This is a genomic window from Stenotrophomonas sp. Marseille-Q5258 (genome assembly GCF_946900935.1).
Lineage (GTDB): Bacteria > Pseudomonadota > Gammaproteobacteria > Xanthomonadales > Xanthomonadaceae > Stenotrophomonas > Stenotrophomonas nematodicola.
Genome location: NZ_CAMPPN010000018.1, coordinates 52,367 through 67,971, shown reverse-complemented (window position 1 = coordinate 67,971; position 15,605 = coordinate 52,367). Strand labels below are relative to the sequence as shown.

General features: G+C 66.6%; 16 protein-coding genes, 4 tRNA genes and 1 pseudogene. 15 read left to right on the top strand and 6 right to left on the bottom strand.

The window, feature by feature from the left end; all coding sequences use genetic code 11:
- Positions 1-45: 45 nt before the first annotated feature.
- A complete protein-coding gene (locus OC534_RS13515; RefSeq protein WP_153164370.1) occupies positions 46-711 on the bottom strand; it encodes a hypothetical protein in 666 nt (221 codons plus the stop codon).
- 81 nt (positions 712-792) lie between these two features.
- Between OC534_RS13515 and OC534_RS13510 the strand changes: the two genes are divergently transcribed.
- From OC534_RS13510 to OC534_RS13500, 3 genes are all read left to right on the top strand, one after another.
- Positions 793-1,899 carry an NAD(P)/FAD-dependent oxidoreductase gene (locus OC534_RS13510; RefSeq protein ID WP_136006972.1) on the top strand — a complete coding sequence of 369 codons (1,107 nt, stop codon included), beginning with the start codon at positions 793-795 and terminating at the stop codon, positions 1,897-1,899.
- Between the two features lie 158 nt (positions 1,900-2,057).
- Positions 2,058-2,133: transfer RNA gene (locus tag OC534_RS13505), tRNA-Gly, on the top strand.
- Between the two features lie 146 nt (positions 2,134-2,279).
- Positions 2,280-2,355 (top strand) — tRNA-Gly (locus OC534_RS13500).
- 155 nt (positions 2,356-2,510) lie between these two features.
- Here the strand turns inward: OC534_RS13500 and OC534_RS13495 are convergent.
- Together OC534_RS13495 and OC534_RS13490 are read right to left on the bottom strand one after the other, a co-directional pair.
- Positions 2,511-3,140 (bottom strand): annotated as a pseudogene (locus tag OC534_RS13495) (DDE-type integrase/transposase/recombinase).
- 199 nt (positions 3,141-3,339) lie between these two features.
- On the bottom strand, positions 3,340-3,657 hold the full coding sequence (locus OC534_RS13490) for a hypothetical protein (protein WP_206147285.1): 318 nt from the start codon (positions 3,655-3,657) through the stop codon (positions 3,340-3,342).
- Positions 3,658-4,049: 392 nt separating this feature from the next.
- On the opposite strand from OC534_RS13490, the gene OC534_RS13485 reads away from it, so the two are divergent.
- From OC534_RS13485 to OC534_RS13470, 4 genes are all read left to right on the top strand, one after another.
- Positions 4,050-4,123: transfer RNA gene (locus OC534_RS13485), tRNA-Cys, on the top strand.
- 104 nt (positions 4,124-4,227) lie between these two features.
- The gene (locus OC534_RS13480; RefSeq protein WP_153164323.1) at positions 4,228-4,665 is read left to right on the top strand and encodes a hypothetical protein; all 438 of its coding nucleotides are present in this window, start codon (positions 4,228-4,230) and stop codon (positions 4,663-4,665) included.
- Positions 4,666-4,799: 134 nt separating this feature from the next.
- A complete protein-coding gene (locus OC534_RS13475) occupies positions 4,800-5,249 on the top strand; it encodes a BLUF domain-containing protein (protein WP_136006323.1) in 450 nt (149 codons plus the stop codon).
- 417 nt (positions 5,250-5,666) lie between these two features.
- Positions 5,667-5,912 carry a hypothetical protein gene (locus OC534_RS13470; RefSeq protein ID WP_136006325.1) on the top strand — a complete coding sequence of 82 codons (246 nt, stop codon included), beginning with the start codon at positions 5,667-5,669 and terminating at the stop codon, positions 5,910-5,912.
- Between the two features lie 33 nt (positions 5,913-5,945).
- On the opposite strand, the gene OC534_RS13465 is transcribed toward OC534_RS13470, so the two are convergent.
- On the bottom strand, positions 5,946-7,037 hold the full coding sequence (locus OC534_RS13465) for a 4Fe-4S dicluster domain-containing protein (protein WP_262071964.1): 1,092 nt from the start codon (positions 7,035-7,037) through the stop codon (positions 5,946-5,948).
- Positions 7,038-7,039: 2 nt separating this feature from the next.
- Positions 7,040-7,336 (bottom strand): DUF4118 domain-containing protein, encoded by a 297-nt coding sequence (locus OC534_RS13460; protein WP_262071963.1) that lies wholly within the window; start codon positions 7,334-7,336, stop codon positions 7,040-7,042.
- 191 nt (positions 7,337-7,527) lie between these two features.
- Here OC534_RS13460 and OC534_RS13455 point away from each other — a divergent pair, with 191 nt between their 5' ends.
- The 3 genes from OC534_RS13455 (at position 7,528) to OC534_RS13445 (ending at position 9,554) form a co-directional block, all read left to right on the top strand.
- Complete coding sequence (locus OC534_RS13455) at positions 7,528-7,965, top strand: group III truncated hemoglobin (RefSeq protein ID WP_136006333.1); 438 nt, start codon at positions 7,528-7,530, stop codon at positions 7,963-7,965.
- Positions 7,966-8,009: 44 nt separating this feature from the next.
- On the top strand, positions 8,010-9,419 hold the full coding sequence (gene hemN / locus OC534_RS13450) for an oxygen-independent coproporphyrinogen III oxidase (RefSeq protein WP_136006335.1): 1,410 nt from the start codon (positions 8,010-8,012) through the stop codon (positions 9,417-9,419).
- Positions 9,420-9,467: 48 nt separating this feature from the next.
- A tRNA-Leu gene (locus OC534_RS13445) sits at positions 9,468-9,554 on the top strand.
- 205 nt (positions 9,555-9,759) lie between these two features.
- On the opposite strand, the gene OC534_RS13440 is transcribed toward OC534_RS13445, so the two are convergent.
- The gene (locus OC534_RS13440) at positions 9,760-10,182 is read right to left on the bottom strand and encodes an HD domain-containing protein (RefSeq protein ID WP_262071971.1); all 423 of its coding nucleotides are present in this window, start codon (positions 10,180-10,182) and stop codon (positions 9,760-9,762) included.
- 138 nt (positions 10,183-10,320) lie between these two features.
- Here OC534_RS13440 and OC534_RS13435 point away from each other — a divergent pair, with 138 nt between their 5' ends.
- From OC534_RS13435 to OC534_RS13415, 5 genes are all read left to right on the top strand, one after another.
- Positions 10,321-11,325, top strand: coding sequence for a TraB/GumN family protein (locus OC534_RS13435; protein ID WP_262071962.1), 1,005 nt, complete (start codon positions 10,321-10,323; stop codon positions 11,323-11,325).
- Positions 11,326-11,437: 112 nt separating this feature from the next.
- Positions 11,438-11,893 (top strand): BLUF domain-containing protein, encoded by a 456-nt coding sequence (locus OC534_RS13430; RefSeq protein WP_153164321.1) that lies wholly within the window; start codon positions 11,438-11,440, stop codon positions 11,891-11,893.
- 300 nt (positions 11,894-12,193) lie between these two features.
- Complete coding sequence (locus OC534_RS13425) at positions 12,194-13,480, top strand: nucleotide sugar dehydrogenase (RefSeq protein WP_136006340.1); 1,287 nt, start codon at positions 12,194-12,196, stop codon at positions 13,478-13,480.
- A gap of 31 nt (positions 13,481-13,511) precedes the next feature.
- Entirely contained in the window at positions 13,512-15,134 is a 1,623-nt protein-coding gene (locus tag OC534_RS13420) for an FMN-binding glutamate synthase family protein (protein ID WP_136006342.1), read from the top strand.
- 9 nt (positions 15,135-15,143) lie between these two features.
- Complete coding sequence (locus OC534_RS13415; protein ID WP_136006344.1) at positions 15,144-15,602, top strand: GNAT family N-acetyltransferase; 459 nt, start codon at positions 15,144-15,146, stop codon at positions 15,600-15,602.
- Positions 15,603-15,605 lie beyond the last annotated feature (3 nt).

The following is a 15,605-nucleotide window of genomic DNA, read 5'->3' as shown; positions in this document are numbered from 1 at the left end:
GAAGGTCGCTTTTTCTGTTTCTGCGGTTGGTTTGGACACGCGCACTCACGGCATCGTGCGCGGCGCCGTATCGCAATCGTCTTCCAGCCTCAGGCGTTCATCACGAATGCCCACGCAGCGCTGGACGAGCCTGTCTTCCTCGACGGCCGCAAAACTCACCAGCCAAGGCGCGGGCAGTGAGCGGAAGGCCGCGACAGGTCCGTCGGCCAGATCGATGGCCATGTCGATCGAATCCAGACAGCTCTGCAGCAACATGAAATCGAGCTGGACCAGTGCGCCCTCGCGCACCCCGAGCAGCAGAAGGCCGTCTTCCTGTCCTGCGCCGCAGTAGCCCATCGGGGCACCGGGGCGCGATGCGGCGCTGATGAACAACAGCAGGCTGCCGTCCGCTTCCGTTGCGGCTGCGTGGCGTCCCAGTGCCATCACTGTGTCCGACCGGGACAGCGCGTCGCGCAGTGTCGGATTCACCCGCAGATCGGTAGGGCCGGCAGCGGACAGCAGCTGCGCACTGCCAGCGGCGCTGTCGATGCGCAGGTATGCGCCGCTGCCGTCTGCCAGTGGCAGATGGAGGGGCGGCGGCGCAGCCAGGGCAGGGCAGGCGCCTGCTGCGGCCACCGCGGTGCACAGGCCCAGCAGCCCGGTGAGAAGGTAATTCATGGCGCGGATTGTCACATGGGGGCGACGCGCTGCGCTGCGGGCGTGTCGCTTCATACCCGCTTCACCGGCACTTCATGGCCGCTCCGCCGGCGACCGCGATCCTGCACACCTCGCCTGCGCAGGACCACGCCACCAATGGAAACCGCTTCTTCCGCCTACGACTGGGATCTGGTGGTGGTCGGCGCCAGCTTTGCCGGCGCCGCCTGCGCGCTGGCGGCTGCGCAGTATGGCCTGCGTGTGTGTGTGCTCGAGCGCAAGGCCGATCCCGGTGCGCGCCTGCATACCACCGGCATCATCGTGAAGGAGGCGATCGAGCAGACCTGGCTGCGACGCGTGCCCGATGCACTGGTCCAGCGGGTGGAGCACGTGCGGATGTATGCCCCGAACCTGCGCAGCGTGCTGCTGGCAGCACCGGACTATTACTTCATGACCACCGATACGCCGAACCTGCTGCGCTGGCTGGCCAGCGAACTGCGTGCCAGCGGGGTGGCGCTGCGCCTGGGGCAGTCGTTCACCCATGCGCGGCGCGAGGGCGTGGGCTGGCAGGTGGAGGGTGTGGGGCGTGCCCGCTATCTGGTCGGTGCCGACGGCGCCACCTCGCGCGTGGCGGACCGGACCGGGCTGGGCCGGGTGCGGGACCATCTCTATGGCGTGGAGCAGGAGTTCGCCGGCGTGGTGTTGCCCGAGGCTGGTGCGCTTCACTGTTTTGCGAGCCGGCGGTTCGCGCCAGGCTACATCGGCTGGGTCGCGCAGAATCCGACCGGCGTGCAGGTCGGGCTGGCGCTGCGCCATGATCCCGCGCGTGCGCGGCAGCCGGACAGGGAGGGCTTCCTGGCGCACGTCCGCGACGCGGTGGGCCTGCCCGCGTCCGCCCAGGCCGGTGCCACCCGAGCGGGCCTGGTGCCGTGCGGGCTGCCGGACGGGCCGATCACCGCGCCCGGCGTGATCCTGACCGGCGACGCGGCCGGGATCGTCTCGCCGCTGTCGGCCGGCGGCATTCATTCCTCGTGGCGGCATGGATGGACCGTGGGCGATGCCATCGCGCTGCATCTGCGCGGGCAGGGGCCGGCACCGGAAAGCGTTGCCGCAGGCGCGGCACCGAGGTTCCGGGCCAAGCGGGTTCTGCGCTGGGCAATGGACCATCTGCAGATGGACTGGCCGCTGGACCTGGCCCTGCAGTCGGGGGCGATGCGGCGGGTGGCCGAACAGATCTACTTCCATCGACGCGGCATGCGCGTGTGAGGGCGGTCAATGGTGAACGCGGCCGTTCCACACCGGCTGAACAAGCATGTTGACGGCGTGAAGGAATCCCGACACAATAGCGCTCCTTCGACGCAGGTCGAGGGGCCGGAAGCCTCCAGCACCCCCGGGTGCGATGCAGTCGGAGCAGTCGAAAGTCTGCGGGAATAGCTCAGTTGGTAGAGCGCAACCTTGCCAAGGTTGAGGTCGCGAGTTCGAGTCTCGTTTCCCGCTCCATATTTCGACAGGGCCCCCTTGGGGCCTTGTTTTTCTCCGCGGTGGCACGCGGGCATCCCATGCGACGCCGTCGCGGCAGATGTGAAGCAACGTGTGAAAAGGCTGGTGTGTTGCTCGCGGTTTCGGTAACATACGCGCCTGATTTTGCGGGAATAGCTCAGTTGGTAGAGCGCAACCTTGCCAAGGTTGAGGTCGCGAGTTCGAGTCTCGTTTCCCGCTCCAATTATCGATCTACAGAGTTCCAAGGAAGTCTGCAGGTCCTTGAAAAAAGACGCTTCGGCGTCTTTTTTCGTTTTAGCGACGACTGCCTGAATCCCCCCGCAGCCACGAAATTCAAGTGCATTTTCAAGTGCAGCGATTCCGCGTAGCTGTCGTGGTCAACTGATCCCGGACACGACGTCAGGTTTTTTCTCGGCCTGAGCCGGAGCCGGCGCGTCATTGAACCGATGCGGTCGAATCCAAGTGTAGCGATGCATCAGATAATGACTGATGTCCCGCCGCGCTTCCTGGGCTGTCATATCGCCCACGATCGGTATCCATTCAGTTTCAATACTGCGCAGCACACGCCAGCGGCGCATCATCCCGGCAGTTTCCTCGACGACTCATGCTCTGGCGCATGCGGTAACGCCAGAGCCGTTGGCGACACTGGCGACTGCTGTACTGCGGGCCCTGGTCGGAATGGAACCGCAGCCCTTGAGGCCTGCCACGCTTCTCGCAAGCCATGTCCAACGCCTTGACCAGCAAGTCCGCGTCCGGCCACGCACCTTGAGCCGCGCGATCTGCTCGCCGTGTTCCCGCAGCACCGACACAAGACTGCGGCTGCCGGCGGCGCCGCGACTCTGCGTAAACAGTTCGTTGACTCGACTGCGCAACCGACGTCGTTCAACGTCTGGGGTGCGACGTCTGAGGCGATACTGTCCAGGCATCAGCGCTTTTGTCTGCGGACCAACACCGCTACCCCCGAGTGACCGGCAGGCGGCGATATCGCTATCGCCTCGATCAAGCACGAAAGCTGCGGCCTCGCGTTTGGATTCAGTGGAAAAGGAGGGAGAGTGTCGCGATCTTCATGGCGCCACACCACTTTTCCGGGTCAATCCTGGGAAGCGGGAGCCCCAGCCCGATTCACAGTTATGGATGAAAAGAAGCAGTATAGAAAATCGGCGCTTCCAATTTCGTCTGTCATCTGGCCGAATCTGATGCCAATTGTCATGGTTGCCTCAGTATTTCAATATCTGTCTGCTTGATTGAGTTGCTGGACTTTATTGGGATGTCATCTGACAGGGCTGTACCGATGTAGTCTCCGCTTGCGAGGCTGATGCCTGCATTCTCCTGTAATGCCTTCATCAGCTCCCATTGACCCAGAACAGGTCGCCGTGCCTGATTACTGGTTTTCCCTCCGCATAGTGTGCTGCTTATCTGCTTGGGGCAGCACTTCGCACCTGCTGTGCTGCTCTTCATGCCATCAGCAACACCGGCCTGGTCGCCTTTCGTGGTCGGAACGAGGCGCGTGTCGAACACCACCACCGGGTTTCCGTTGGCCGCACGGATCTGGCGGTTCCTTCTGCGGTTTGCAGTTCGGCAGTCACGGGGCAGGGCACGGGTGGGGGCGCGCGCCGACTCATCAGGGGAAGCGTGTGACAAGAGTTCGCGGGTGGAGGGGCGGCCTTTCGGTCTTCGTGGCGCGTTCGGACGAATGTTGCGAGCGTGAGGTCGGATGCAGGTGGACCATAGCGGACCACGGTAAAAAATTGTTGTTGCCAAGGGCTCCAAATGAGTACATAATCCTGCACATCGAAACGACGCGGTTGTATAAAACCTCAGTCATTTCAAGGAGATAGAGAGGGGATGACAGTCTCGTGTCCTGCTCCAACTCCCGACCAGGCCCCGTTCTCGGGGTCTTGTTTTATAGGGTCACCGGCCTGGTGGCAGAGTGGTCATGCAGCGGACTGCAAATCCGCGTACGCCGGTTCAATTCCGACCCAGGCCTCCATCTTGATTCAAACGATCAGCCCGCCAACAGCGGGCTTTTTGTTGTCTGCGCGCAGGGTGCTGGTTGTACGCTGAGGGGCACAACGCGTTGAACAGGAGTACTGCATGGGTGTGCTGGACATGATGGTTGCTCTGGCTGTTGCCGGCCTGTCGATGCCAGCCGGCGCGTCGGGCGGTGAGCGGCCCACGCCGCGCTACGAGATTTCCGTCGAGCGCCTGAACGTCGCCGCGGCTGCGGGGAAATCCGCAGGCGATGTGCTGTCCGACAACAACCTCAAGGCGCAGCTCGAATCACGGCTTGGCGACACCGACGTGGTGCGCGCGATTGTCGGCGACGCGGCACTGGCCGAGATGGTGGGGGCGAGCCATGTCCCCACCTGCGCGCCAGACTGTGACGAGCACGCCGTGCTGACCGTGCGCCTGATTCTGGAGGACCACAGTTCGCTCGACTTTCGCCTGCCGGTTCGCAGAACCACCGCTGACGCGCTTGAGGACACCGCACGTACCGCCAGCGGCGCGCGCATCACCCGTGGCGCGCAGTAGCCCGCGCGTTTCTTCCCGGGACCGTGTGCGCGGCGCTTTGCCGATCCTGTCGGTATGAATGCTTCAGGCAGCGCCCACTTCCCGAGGAGGGAATCGTGCAAGCATGATGGCCTGCTTGAACCTGGATATCACCCATGCCCCTGCGTGCGATTGCTTACGTCAGTGAGGCGCGTCCCAGCCTCTCCACTACCGCCCTGGAAGCGCTTGTCGAGGATGCGGCCCGCTTCAATGGCGTGGCTGGCGTCACCGGGGTGCTGCTCTACGACGGCGGGCGCTTTCTTCAGTACTTCGAAGGACCCGATGATGGGGTGTCGGCGGTGTACGAACGCGTCCTGCAGGCGCGCAGCCATGAGCACCTGGTCGAACTGGCGCGCGGGCGTGTTTCCAGCCGTGCGTTCCCCTACTGGGGCATGCGCTGGCTTGGCGTCGAACCCGCTCTGATCCGGCAGTTGAGTGCTGGTGACTGGCTCGGCTTCGCCCATCACCTGGAGCACGGGCCAGCGGTCACGGCCGGCATGGGGTTGCTGGTGCAGACGGTGGCGCCGCACGTCCCGGAGGCGCTGCTGGATCAGCACGCACGATAGCCGGCAGCCGGCACACCGCAGTTTTCGTCCTGCTCCGATGGCGGGCGTGCCGTCCGTTCATTAGCGTATCCCGGTCGGCGCACCATCCCATGCGCCGGCCTCCGGCGCGCAGTCGACTCTCCCTGGTCGTTTCCCCTCTGCGCGTGACGCCCCGCCGGGCATCGTCGTGACCGGACCTTTCACCTCGCCCCGCCGCGCCGCGGCACTGACATGACCCTGTCAACAACCCGGGCACATCATGGTGCGAGGCTGACGTGCAACTCTGAATAATTCAGGTACCTTGATGCGTACCCTGTCGCGGCCATTGACTTGGCGTGGAGAACGTGCAAGGTTGGGGTGAACCAGGGGTGAACGTACGTCTACGTCGCAATCACGCGGTTTATCGACACCACGCAGGGCAAGTCCACCGGAGGTCGTATGCAATACGGCGCACATGGCTTGGCTGAGGGAGTGCGGACCGAGCTGGAAGCCAGCTATGTCAAACATGGCTGTGGCCCGGAATTCTGGACAACATACCAGCGGGTGCTCGACCGCCTGGTACCACAAGGTACCTCGCGCACGCGGGTGACCAACGAACTGGCCCTGATCATCGAACAGCTGGGCATCGTGCGTCGCGCGCAGATGGTGCCGCCGCGCAGCCCGGGGCGTCCGCGCGCACGTTGACCACCGGCCGGGGAGTCCGGGGCACGGGGGAGCTCACCACCAGTGCCAACCGATGCACAGCAGCGCCAGCAGGCAGGTGCCGGCGGCCAGTGTGCGCGGACGCCACCAGCGGCGCCGTTGCTGTTGGGCACGGCGCGGACTTTCGTAACGGATCAGTCCCAGCGGGAACCGCCATGCCCGCATCTGCTCGTTGCAGGCGTCCACGCAGGCGCCGCAGGCGATGCAGTCGGCCTGCGGACCGGTTCGGATGTCCAGACCCATCGGACAGGCGCGCACGCATGCGGCGCAGTCCACGCAGTCGCCGAGCCGGTCCGCGCTGAAGTGGGGCATGGGACCGGCGATGTCGGCATGCGCGGCGCGGAAGGCATAGTCGCTGGCGCTGACTGGATCGAGCAGGCCCCGGCCACGTTCGATCACGCCGCCCTGGCCGGCCGGACGGGGGCCGCGCGGTTCGCCGCGGCGCGCGTCGTACCCCATGCGTGGGGTATCGGTGTCGCAGAATGCTGCCTGCACCCGCGCATAAGGGCAGAGGTGGCGACACACCTGCTCGCGCAGAAAGCCGGCATTGCCCCAGGTGGCGAGCGCATAGAACAGCACCCAGAAGCGTTCCCAGCCGCGCCATGCGGGCTGCCAGAGGGTGGCGACCAGGGTATCGATGGGCGTAAAGAACCCCACGAAGGTGATTCCGGTCCATAGCGCGACCATCACCCACAGCAGATGCCTGACGGCCCACGCAGCGGCCGGCCGGCGCACCACACGCGCGGTGGCGCGGTCGATCCAGCCGAACAGACGGCTCCAGAGCGTCTGTGGGCATCCGTACCCACACCACAGCCGGCCGCCGAGGTTGGTCAGCAGCACCAGGCCGGTCGCAAGCACCGCCAGCGCGCCCAGGACCACCCACGCATCCTGCGGCCACAGGGTCAGGCCGAACAGATCGAAGCGCCGTGCGGGGAGGTCAAGCAGCAGCGCCTGGCTGCCGTTCCAGCGCAGCCAGGGCAGGGCGTAGAAGACAGCCAGCAGCCCCAGCGACAACAGCGGACGCCAGCGGGGGGGCGCGCGCCGGCGGCCCACGGGGGGGAGCGGCGGTGCTGTGTCCACCAGGTGCAGGGGAACCCGTCGCGGCATGTTCATCCCAGTGGCAGGTCGTCGTCGTCCCGCTGCGGTGGCCGCAGCAGGAATCCGGTCAGCGTGCTGGCGGCGGCGGTGACGACCCAGAACATGAAGAAGCCGACCGAGTAACCCAGTTCGCGGCTGATCGCATGCTGCGGAAAACTGATCTGGTGCAGCTGCAGCGGGTCCACGAAGGCGAAGAACACCAGGCTGGCCAGACCGGCGGCGATGAAGCTGGGCCACAGCACGGCGCCCCAGTACTGGATCAGCCGTTGCCGGCGGGCGGGGTCGGGCGAGTCGTGCGGATCGTACATTGCAGCCCCGGTCAGGAGAGAGGGGCAGGGCGCGTCTATACTTCGCGCCACCGGAGGCCGGGGACGCCGCTGCGCGCATCCTGCAGGTGCGTCCAGCCTAGGCGCGGTGGAGGCCGGCGACATTGATCCTGATCAAGGCGTACACCTCCCCCGACCCGGAACCTGCTCCCCGTTCCAACCAGTTGGCCCCCATGCCGGAACTACCCCAAAACCCGTTGCCCGTTGCTGCGCCCGCCCTGTGCAGCGAAGCGGAGGTCACCCGCCTGGTGCATGACTTCTATGCCCGGGTGCGCGCGGAACCGCGGCTGGCGCCCGTGTTTGCCGCACGCGTGGACGACTGGGACGCGCACCTGGCCCAACTGGTGGATTTCTGGTCGGCGATGCTGCGCGGCACGCGGCGGTTCAAAGGGGCGCCGATGCCCAAGCACATGGCCATGAAGGAGCTGGACCGCGATCTGTTCGACCGCTGGCTGTGCCTGTTCCGGATCACCACGGCCGAGTGCGGCAATCCGCCCATGCAACGCCTGGCCGATGACGTGGCCGCGCGCATTGCGGACACGTTCTGGCGACGCTTCCAGATGCTGCATTGGCCGAGCCTGCCGATGCTGGGGCAGCCACGCCTGGATTGATCTGGCGCAATGCGCGCCGGTTCCGGTCTTGGCACGCTGGTGGCATGGATATGATCACGCCCGCCGCTGCCGGCCTCGCCTGGCACTTCGACCCCGAGCTGCTGCGCCGTCACGACCGGCCCGGACCGCGCTACACCTCGTATCCGGCTGCGCCGCACTTCCACGACGGCTTCGACGCCGCCGCGCTGGAAGGGGCCATCACCGCCAGCAACGTCACGGCGCGCGCGCTGTCGCTGTATGTGCATGTGCCGTACTGCACCAGCCCGTGCTTCTACTGCGGCTGCAACCGGGTGATCACCCGCGACCGCAGCAGGGGCGAGGCCTACGTCGCCCGCGTGCTGCGCGAGGCCGACCGCATTGCGCCGCTGTTCGATCCCGCGCGCGAGGTGATCCAGCTGCATCTGGGCGGCGGCACGCCCAACTTTCTCGATGCGGTCCAACTGCGCGCGCTGATCGACGGCCTGCGCAGCCGCTTCCGATTCAGCGCGTCGGCCTCTCGCGATTTCTCGATCGAGCTGGACCCGCGCTTCATCGCGCCTCCGGACATCGCCGTGCTCGCCGAGCTGGGCTTCAACCGCGCGAGCCTGGGCATCCAGGACTTCGACCCGCAGGTGCAGCAGGCGATCAACCGCGAACAGGGGGTGGCGCCGACACTGGCGATTCTGCAGGCGTGCCGCGCCTACGGCCTGCGCTCGGTCAATGTCGACCTGATCTACGGGTTGCCGCGGCAGACGCTGTCGGGCTTTGCACAGACGCTGGAGACCGTGCTGCGCGAGCGCCCGGATCGTCTGGCGGTGTACGGCTACGCGCATCTGCCGCACCTGTTCAAGGCGCAGCGGCAGATCGCCGACAGCGATCTGCCGACGCCGGAGCAGAAGCTGGCGCTGCTCGGCCTGGCGGTGCAGCGCCTGGGTGATGCCGGTTACCAGTACATCGGCATGGACCACTTCGCACTGCCCGACGAGGACCTCTCCCGCGCGCAGCGCGCTGGCCAGCTGCACCGCAACTTCATGGGCTACACCACCCACGCCGATACCGACCTGGTCGGACTGGGCGCCAGCGCCATCAGCCACATCGGCCCGCACTACAGCCAGAACCCGCGCGAGCTGCCCGCCTGGGAGCAGGCCGTGGATGCAGGACGGATACCGGTGTGGCGTGGCCTGGCGCTGGATGCCGATGATGAACTGCGCGCCGAACTGATCGGCCAGCTGATGTGCCAAGGCGAGGTGGATGGGCGCGCGGTGGCAGCGCGCTACGGCGTGGATTTCGACAGCTACTTCGCCGACGGCCTGGCCGCGCTGGCACCGCTGCAGCAGGACGGCCTGGCCGAGCACGACGCCGGCATCGTGCGTGCCACCGAACGCGGCCGGCCGCTGCTGCGGCTGCTGGCGATGTGCTTTGACCGCTACCTGGCGCGTCCCGACCAGCCGGTGCGCTACTCGCGGGCGATCTGAACGGCGCGCATTCCAAATCCGGGCGCGATCAGGCACCCTATGGCCGCGGCCCGGATGGCGAAACTGGTAGACGCATCGGACTTAAAATCCGCCGGGGGCAACTCCATGCCGGTTCGATTCCGGCTCCGGGCACCAGCCACCGACCCTCCGTCCCCCGTACGGCGGACATGACGCATCTATCCTGTCCCGTCCCCGGCGCGGTGCCGCAAGGGCGCGGACCCACCGACGCCCTGCACGGGCAACCCGATCTGCATCGGGGGGATGGTAAGGACAATGGCAATCTGGCGGTAGGCGGGCCGTGCGGCGCGTGCGGCGCATCAATGCGCCCGCATCTGCGTTCTTACGTCGGCGCCGCGCCCAGCGCGTGCAGTGCGTGCGCATATTTTTCTGTCAGGCGCTGCGCCATCGCGTCGGGCAGGTACGCCAGGCGTGCCGGGTCGCGGTTGTCGGCGATGTCGGCCAGCTTGACCTTCAATGCCAGTGGATTGGCGCGGATGGCCGCGTAGTAGGCCTCGGCCGTGATGCCGTCGCGGCGGGTCAGGCACTGGACCGCGGCCACGATCGGCGCCGGAAAGGCGTCCACCTCGTCGGCGAAGTCCGGGCAATCCTCCACCACGTCGTGCAGCCACGCCACGGCTTCGGCCTCCGGGTCGCCGTGCACCCGGGCGGCGACCCGGGCAACATGGCCAATATAGGGATGCCCGGCTTTATCGACCTGGTCGGCATGCGCACGGCGGGCAAGCGCGGCGGCACGAAGCGCGATATCGATGACGCCTTCTCCCTGTTGACCGGAACCGCATTATGCGCGGAGAACGACACCGCGCGGCAGAACGCAAACTTTACGCAGCGCCTCAAGGGCCGCATTACGCTGTGCGACACACACCATCATGGACAGGGAAACATGGCAAAGGCGACGCGTGCAGGGATGGCACTGATGGGGGCGCTGCTGGCCTGGACGGCGGCGGTGCATGCGCAATCGCCTCAGCCGCCGGTGGTGGACATGGCGCCGGTGGTGGTCTCCGGCGCGCAGCCCGGTCCTGGACTGTGGAGAGTCTCGTCCAGCGACGGACACACGCTGTGGATCCTGGGCACGGTCAGCCCGTTGCCGGCCACGCTGGAGTGGCGGTCGGACGAGGTCGATGCCGTCGTCGCCGAGGCGCAGCAGATGTTGGCCGCACCGGGCTGGACGCTGGACGCCGACATTGGTTTCTTCAAGGGGTTGACCCTGTTGCCGTCGGCGATGAAGGCCGCGCGCAGCCCGGATGGGCGTCGCCTGCAGGAGGTGTTGCCGCCCGCGCTGTACGCGCGCTGGGAAGTCCAGAAGAAGCGGTACATCGGCCGCGATGGCGGTATTGAGAAGGACCGGCCTCTGGTGGCGGCAACGGAGCTGTATGGCGCGGCGCTGAAGAAGGTCGGTCTCAAGCAGCGCTCCGTCGTCTCGGAGGTGCTGGACAAGGCAGCCAAAGCGCACGGTCACACGCCGGTCTCGACGCGGCTGGTGATCCGCATCGACGACCCGCGCCAGGCACTCAAGGACGTGCGCGCCAGCAGCCTGGACGACGTGGCGTGCTTCGAACGCACCCTGGACGTGGTGGAGAGCAAGTTGCCGATCCTGGTCGAGCGCGCGAATGCCTGGTCGGTGGGTGACATCGATGCCCTGCAGCGGATGGCCGTGCAGAGCCAGTACGGTGCCTGCGTGGACGCGGTGGAGCGCAGCGAGTTTGGCCGCCGCCGCGGCCTGACCGACCTGGACCGGCGCGCGCAGGAGAAATGGCTGGGCCATGCGCGCGATGCCCTGAAGCGCAATACCGTGACGTTCGCGGTGGTGCCGGTGTTTTCCCTGCTTGCCCCCGGTGGCTACCTGGACGAGCTGCGCCGGTCGGGGTACGAAGTGGAAAATCCCTGAGCGGATGCGACGGTTTTCTGACGCGCGGACCGGTCGGGAGTGTCGCGCCGGTCATCTATCAACGCATAAACGTTCATGGCATAGTCAGTAAAACTCCTCTGGATACTCTTTCATGCCGCTGTGTGCGATTGCGTACGTAAGTGACGCTGTCGATGGGATTCAAGCTTCCGATATAGATCAGATACTGGCGGCGGCTGGCAGCTTCAACAAGGTTGCCGGGGTGACGGGCGTGCTCATGTTCGACGGCCACCATTTTCTCCAGTATTTCGAAGGCCCGGACGACGGCGTCAATTCGGTTTACCACCGGGTGCTCAATTCGCGCGTCCACCGCAATCTGCGACAACTGCTGCACGCCCGGATTCCGGCCCGCAACTTTCCGCGCTGGACGATGGCGTCGGCGGCGATCGAGCCCGAGGTGCTGGCCAGCATCGCCGATGGTGCCTGGGCCAGGTTCGCGGTCGAGCCGCCGGCAGCGGATGGCCGCACTGTCGGATTCACCCGCCTGCTGGAACTGTGGACAGGCGTGCATGGCGAACTGGAACCTGCGGCGCTCACGTTGGGGTCGTAACACAATGATCACGGTTGCCCGTCTAAGCTGTGCCTACCAGCTGTGATCAGTCATGCGGGGTACCACCCTGGGGCTGTCTGAAAGGGTAGTAACCGCAGCTGGACCACTTTGCAGGCCGTCGTCCGTACTCTCCACGGGCGGCGGCCATTGTTTTTGGGGCGGGAGGGAATCTTTGTGGCGGGCCGGTGCACGCGCTAGTCTTGCCGGCATTGCAAAGCCCCGGGCGCCGTACCCCATGAAGTTCGTCGATTCTCCCCTGTTCCAGCCCGTTGCCGCCCTCCACCCGTCCGGAGGGAAGGCGTGAGCGCGGTGGTCACGGCCGCTACGCGCCCCGATATTGCGATCATCGGCCTGGGATATGTCGGGCTGCCGCTGACGGTGGCCTTCGGGCGCGAACTGCCGACCCTGGGATACGACATCGACCCGGTGCGGGTGGCCGAGCTGCAACGCGGACACGATCACACCCTGGAGATGGAGGCTGCCGAGCTGGCCTCGGCGGTCCACGCACGCTACACCGACCGCCCCGACGCGCTGGCCGCCTGCAACGTGTACATCGTCACCGTGCCGACCCCCATCGATGCGATGGAACAACCGGATCTGGAGCCGTTGCGCAGCGCCAGCATGCTGATTGCCGGCATGCTCAAGCGTGGCGATCTGGTCATCTACGAATCCACCGTCTACCCCGGTACGACCGAGGAGGTCTGCGTCCCGCTGCTGGAGGCCGGCTCCGGGCTGGTGTTCAACCAGGACTTCCACTGCGGGTACAGCCCCGAACGGATCAATCCTGGCGACCGCGAGCGGCGCCTGGCCGACATCCGCAAGATCACGTCCGGGTCGACGCCCGCGGTGGCGGCCGTGGTCGACGCGCTGTATGCGCGCATCATCCGCGCCGGCACCTGGCCGGCGCCGTCCATCCGCGTGGCCGAAGCCGCCAAGGTGATCGAGAACATCCAGCGCGACGTCAACATCGCGCTGGTCAACGAACTGGCGCTGATCTTCGACCGGCTCGATATCGACACGCAGGACGTGCTGGATGCGGCCGGCAGCAAATGGAACTTCCTGCCGTTCCGCCCCGGGCTGGTCGGCGGCCACTGCATCGGCGTGGACCCGTACTACCTGCTGCACAAGTCCGAAAGCGTGGGCTACCACCCCGATCTCATCCATACCGCCCGCCAGGTCAACAACCGCGTCGGCGCACACGTTGCGCAGCGGGTGCTGGCCTTGCTGGCGGGGCGGGGCCGGGCCCCGGCCCGGTCGCGCGTGCTGGTGCTGGGGGTGACGTTCAAGGAAAACTGCCCGGACCTGCGCAACAGCCGTGCGCTGGAGCTGGCGCAGACGCTGCAGGCCAGCGGTGCGCGGGTGGAGGTGCACGATCCGTGGGTGGGTCCGGCCGTGTTGGCTGATGCCGGTGTCGACTGGATCGATGCCCCGGCCCCGCACGCCTACGACGCGGTAGTGCTGGCGGTGGCGCACGCGCGCTTCCGCGCCTTCAGCGCCGAGGACGTGCGTGCGCTGCTGGCGCCCGGCGGTGTGGTGTACGACGTGAAGTCGGTGTGGCCGCGCGACGTGGTGGACGACCGGCTGTAGACTCGAAGACGTCTTTGATTCGAGGAATGCCATGCATCGGTACCTTGTCTACCTGCTCGCCATCCTGCTGTTCCCGGTCTGCCTGTGGCTGGCCGGTATCTGGCCCGCCTGGTACTGGGGCGTTGGCATCAGCGCCGTCGTGGTGGGGCTGGGGACCTGGGATCTCCTGCAGAAACGCAGCACGCTGCGACGCAACTACCCGGTGATGGCGCACTTCCGCTATGGGCTGGAATCGATCGGCCCGGAGATCCGCCAGTACTTCGTGCAGAGCGACCTGGAGGACGTGCCGTTCTCGCGGCAGCAGCGGGCGCTGATCTACCAGCGGTCCAAGAATGATATGGACGTGGTGCCCTTCGGGACGCTGCGCAGCACCTATGCGGTGGATTACGAGTGGATCAACCATTCGCTCGCGCCCACCGACATCGGCCACCACGACTTCCGCATCCTGATCGGGCCCAACTGTGCCAAGCCGTACTCGGCCAGTGTGTTCAACATCTCGGCGATGAGCTTCGGCTCGCTGTCGGCCAATGCGATCCGCGCGCTCAACGAAGGTGCGCGTCGCGGCAGTTTCTACCATGACACCGGCGAAGGCTCGATCTCGCCGTACCACCGGGAAATGGGCGGCGATCTGGTCTGGGAGATCGGCTCGGGCTACTTCGGTTGCCGCGACGATGCCGGTGGATTCAGCGAAGAGAAGTTCGTGGCCAACGCCAACCACGACCAGGTCAGGATGATCGAGATCAAGCTCTCGCAGGGCGCCAAGCCCGGCCACGGCGGCGTGCTGCCGGCGGCGAAGGTCAGCGAGGAGATCTCCATCACCCGTGGCGTGCCGATGGGGGTGGACTGCGTGTCGCCGTCCCGGCATTCGGCCTTCAACACGCCGGTGGAGCTGCTGCAGTTCGTGGCACGGCTGCGCGAGCTGTCCGGCGGCAAGCCGGTGGGGTTCAAGCTGGCCATCGGCCATCCGTGGGAATGGTTCGGCATCGCCAAGGCCATGCAGGAGACCGGCCTGCTGCCGGACTTCATCGTCGTCGATGGTGCCGAGGGTGGCACCGGCGCGGCGCCGGCCGAGTTCATCGACCATGTCGGAGTGCCGATGCACGAAGCGCTGCTGCTCGTGCACAACACCCTGGTCGGCCTGGACCTGCGCGATCGCATCCGGATCGGTGCGGCGGGCAAGGTCACCAGCGCCTTCGAGATCGCGCGCACCATCGCGCTGGGCGCGGACTGGTGCAATGCCGGGCGCGGCTTCATGTTCGCGCTGGGGTGCATCCAGTCGCTGAGCTGCCACAGCGACAAATGCCCCACCGGGATCGCCACGCAGAATCCGCACCGCTGGCGTCACCTGGACGCGGCCGACAAGGCGTCGCGGGTGCACAACTACCACGAGAACACCCTGCGCGCGCTGCGCGACCTGTTGTGTGCGGCAGGCCTGAACGATCCGTCCGAGCTGGGGCCGGAACACATCCTGCGCCGGGTATCGCCGGTCGAGATCCGCTCGCTGGCCTCGTTGTATCGCTATCTTTCGCCCGGCGAGCTGCTGCGCCGGGTGCCGGACCACGCGGTCTTCCACGACTACTGGGCCGATGCACGCAGCGATTCCTTCCAGCCGCCGGCGCGCATCCAGGCGCTGCGGTCCAGCAAGTCGCGCTGAGGGATGACCATGCAACTGCGCAGCGGTCGTGCGGACGAAGCCGATATTCTGTGGGCACTGCGCACGCGGTGCGTGCGCGAAATCTGCAGTGCGGCCTATCCACCCGAGGTGATCGCGCCGTGGGCGGCCTCGCCTCCGCCGGCGCACTACCGCGCACTGATCGGGCAGGGCGGCTGCATCGTCGCCGAGGACGCGGAGGGCCACCTGCTCGGCTACGGGGTGATCGACCAGGCCGGCAATGAGATCGATGCGTTGTTCGTCGATCCCGACCAGGGTGGGCGGGGCATCGGCCGGGCACTGATGGACGCGATGGTGGCGCTGGGCGATCCGTCGCGCCCGCTGGTGTTGTCAGCCTCGCTCAACGCTGTGCCGTTCTACCGGCGCGCGGGCTTCCAGCCGCTGCGCGAAGAGGCTTACGCGCACCCCAGCGGAGTGTCGCTCGCCTCGGTGCGCATGCAGCGCGGGTAGGGC

What these genes read in the sequence shown, in the direction of transcription:
- OC534_RS13420 (WP_136006342.1), top strand. Translation starts at nt 13,512, where the DNA reads ATGCATCGGTACCTTGTCTACCTGCTCGCCATCCTGCTGTTCCCGGTC.
- OC534_RS13465 (WP_262071964.1), bottom strand. Translation starts at nt 7,037, where the DNA reads ATGCCGCGACGGGTTCCCCTGCACCTGGTGGACACAGCACCGCCGCTC.
- OC534_RS13415 (WP_136006344.1), top strand. Translation starts at nt 15,144, where the DNA reads ATGCAACTGCGCAGCGGTCGTGCGGACGAAGCCGATATTCTGTGGGCA.
- OC534_RS13435 (WP_262071962.1), top strand. Translation starts at nt 10,321, where the DNA reads ATGGCAAAGGCGACGCGTGCAGGGATGGCACTGATGGGGGCGCTGCTG.
- OC534_RS13430 (WP_153164321.1), top strand. Translation starts at nt 11,438, where the DNA reads ATGCCGCTGTGTGCGATTGCGTACGTAAGTGACGCTGTCGATGGGATT.
- OC534_RS13455 (WP_136006333.1), top strand. Translation starts at nt 7,528, where the DNA reads ATGCCGGAACTACCCCAAAACCCGTTGCCCGTTGCTGCGCCCGCCCTG.
- OC534_RS13515 (WP_153164370.1), bottom strand. Translation starts at nt 711, where the DNA reads ATGAAGCGACACGCCCGCAGCGCAGCGCGTCGCCCCCATGTGACAATC.
- OC534_RS13510 (WP_136006972.1), top strand. Translation starts at nt 793, where the DNA reads ATGGAAACCGCTTCTTCCGCCTACGACTGGGATCTGGTGGTGGTCGGC.
- OC534_RS13470 (WP_136006325.1), top strand. Translation starts at nt 5,667, where the DNA reads ATGCAATACGGCGCACATGGCTTGGCTGAGGGAGTGCGGACCGAGCTG.
- OC534_RS13460 (WP_262071963.1), bottom strand. Translation starts at nt 7,336, where the DNA reads ATGTACGATCCGCACGACTCGCCCGACCCCGCCCGCCGGCAACGGCTG.
- OC534_RS13475 (WP_136006323.1), top strand. Translation starts at nt 4,800, where the DNA reads ATGCCCCTGCGTGCGATTGCTTACGTCAGTGAGGCGCGTCCCAGCCTC.
- hemN (WP_136006335.1), top strand. Translation starts at nt 8,010, where the DNA reads ATGGATATGATCACGCCCGCCGCTGCCGGCCTCGCCTGGCACTTCGAC.
- OC534_RS13480 (WP_153164323.1), top strand. Translation starts at nt 4,228, where the DNA reads ATGGGTGTGCTGGACATGATGGTTGCTCTGGCTGTTGCCGGCCTGTCG.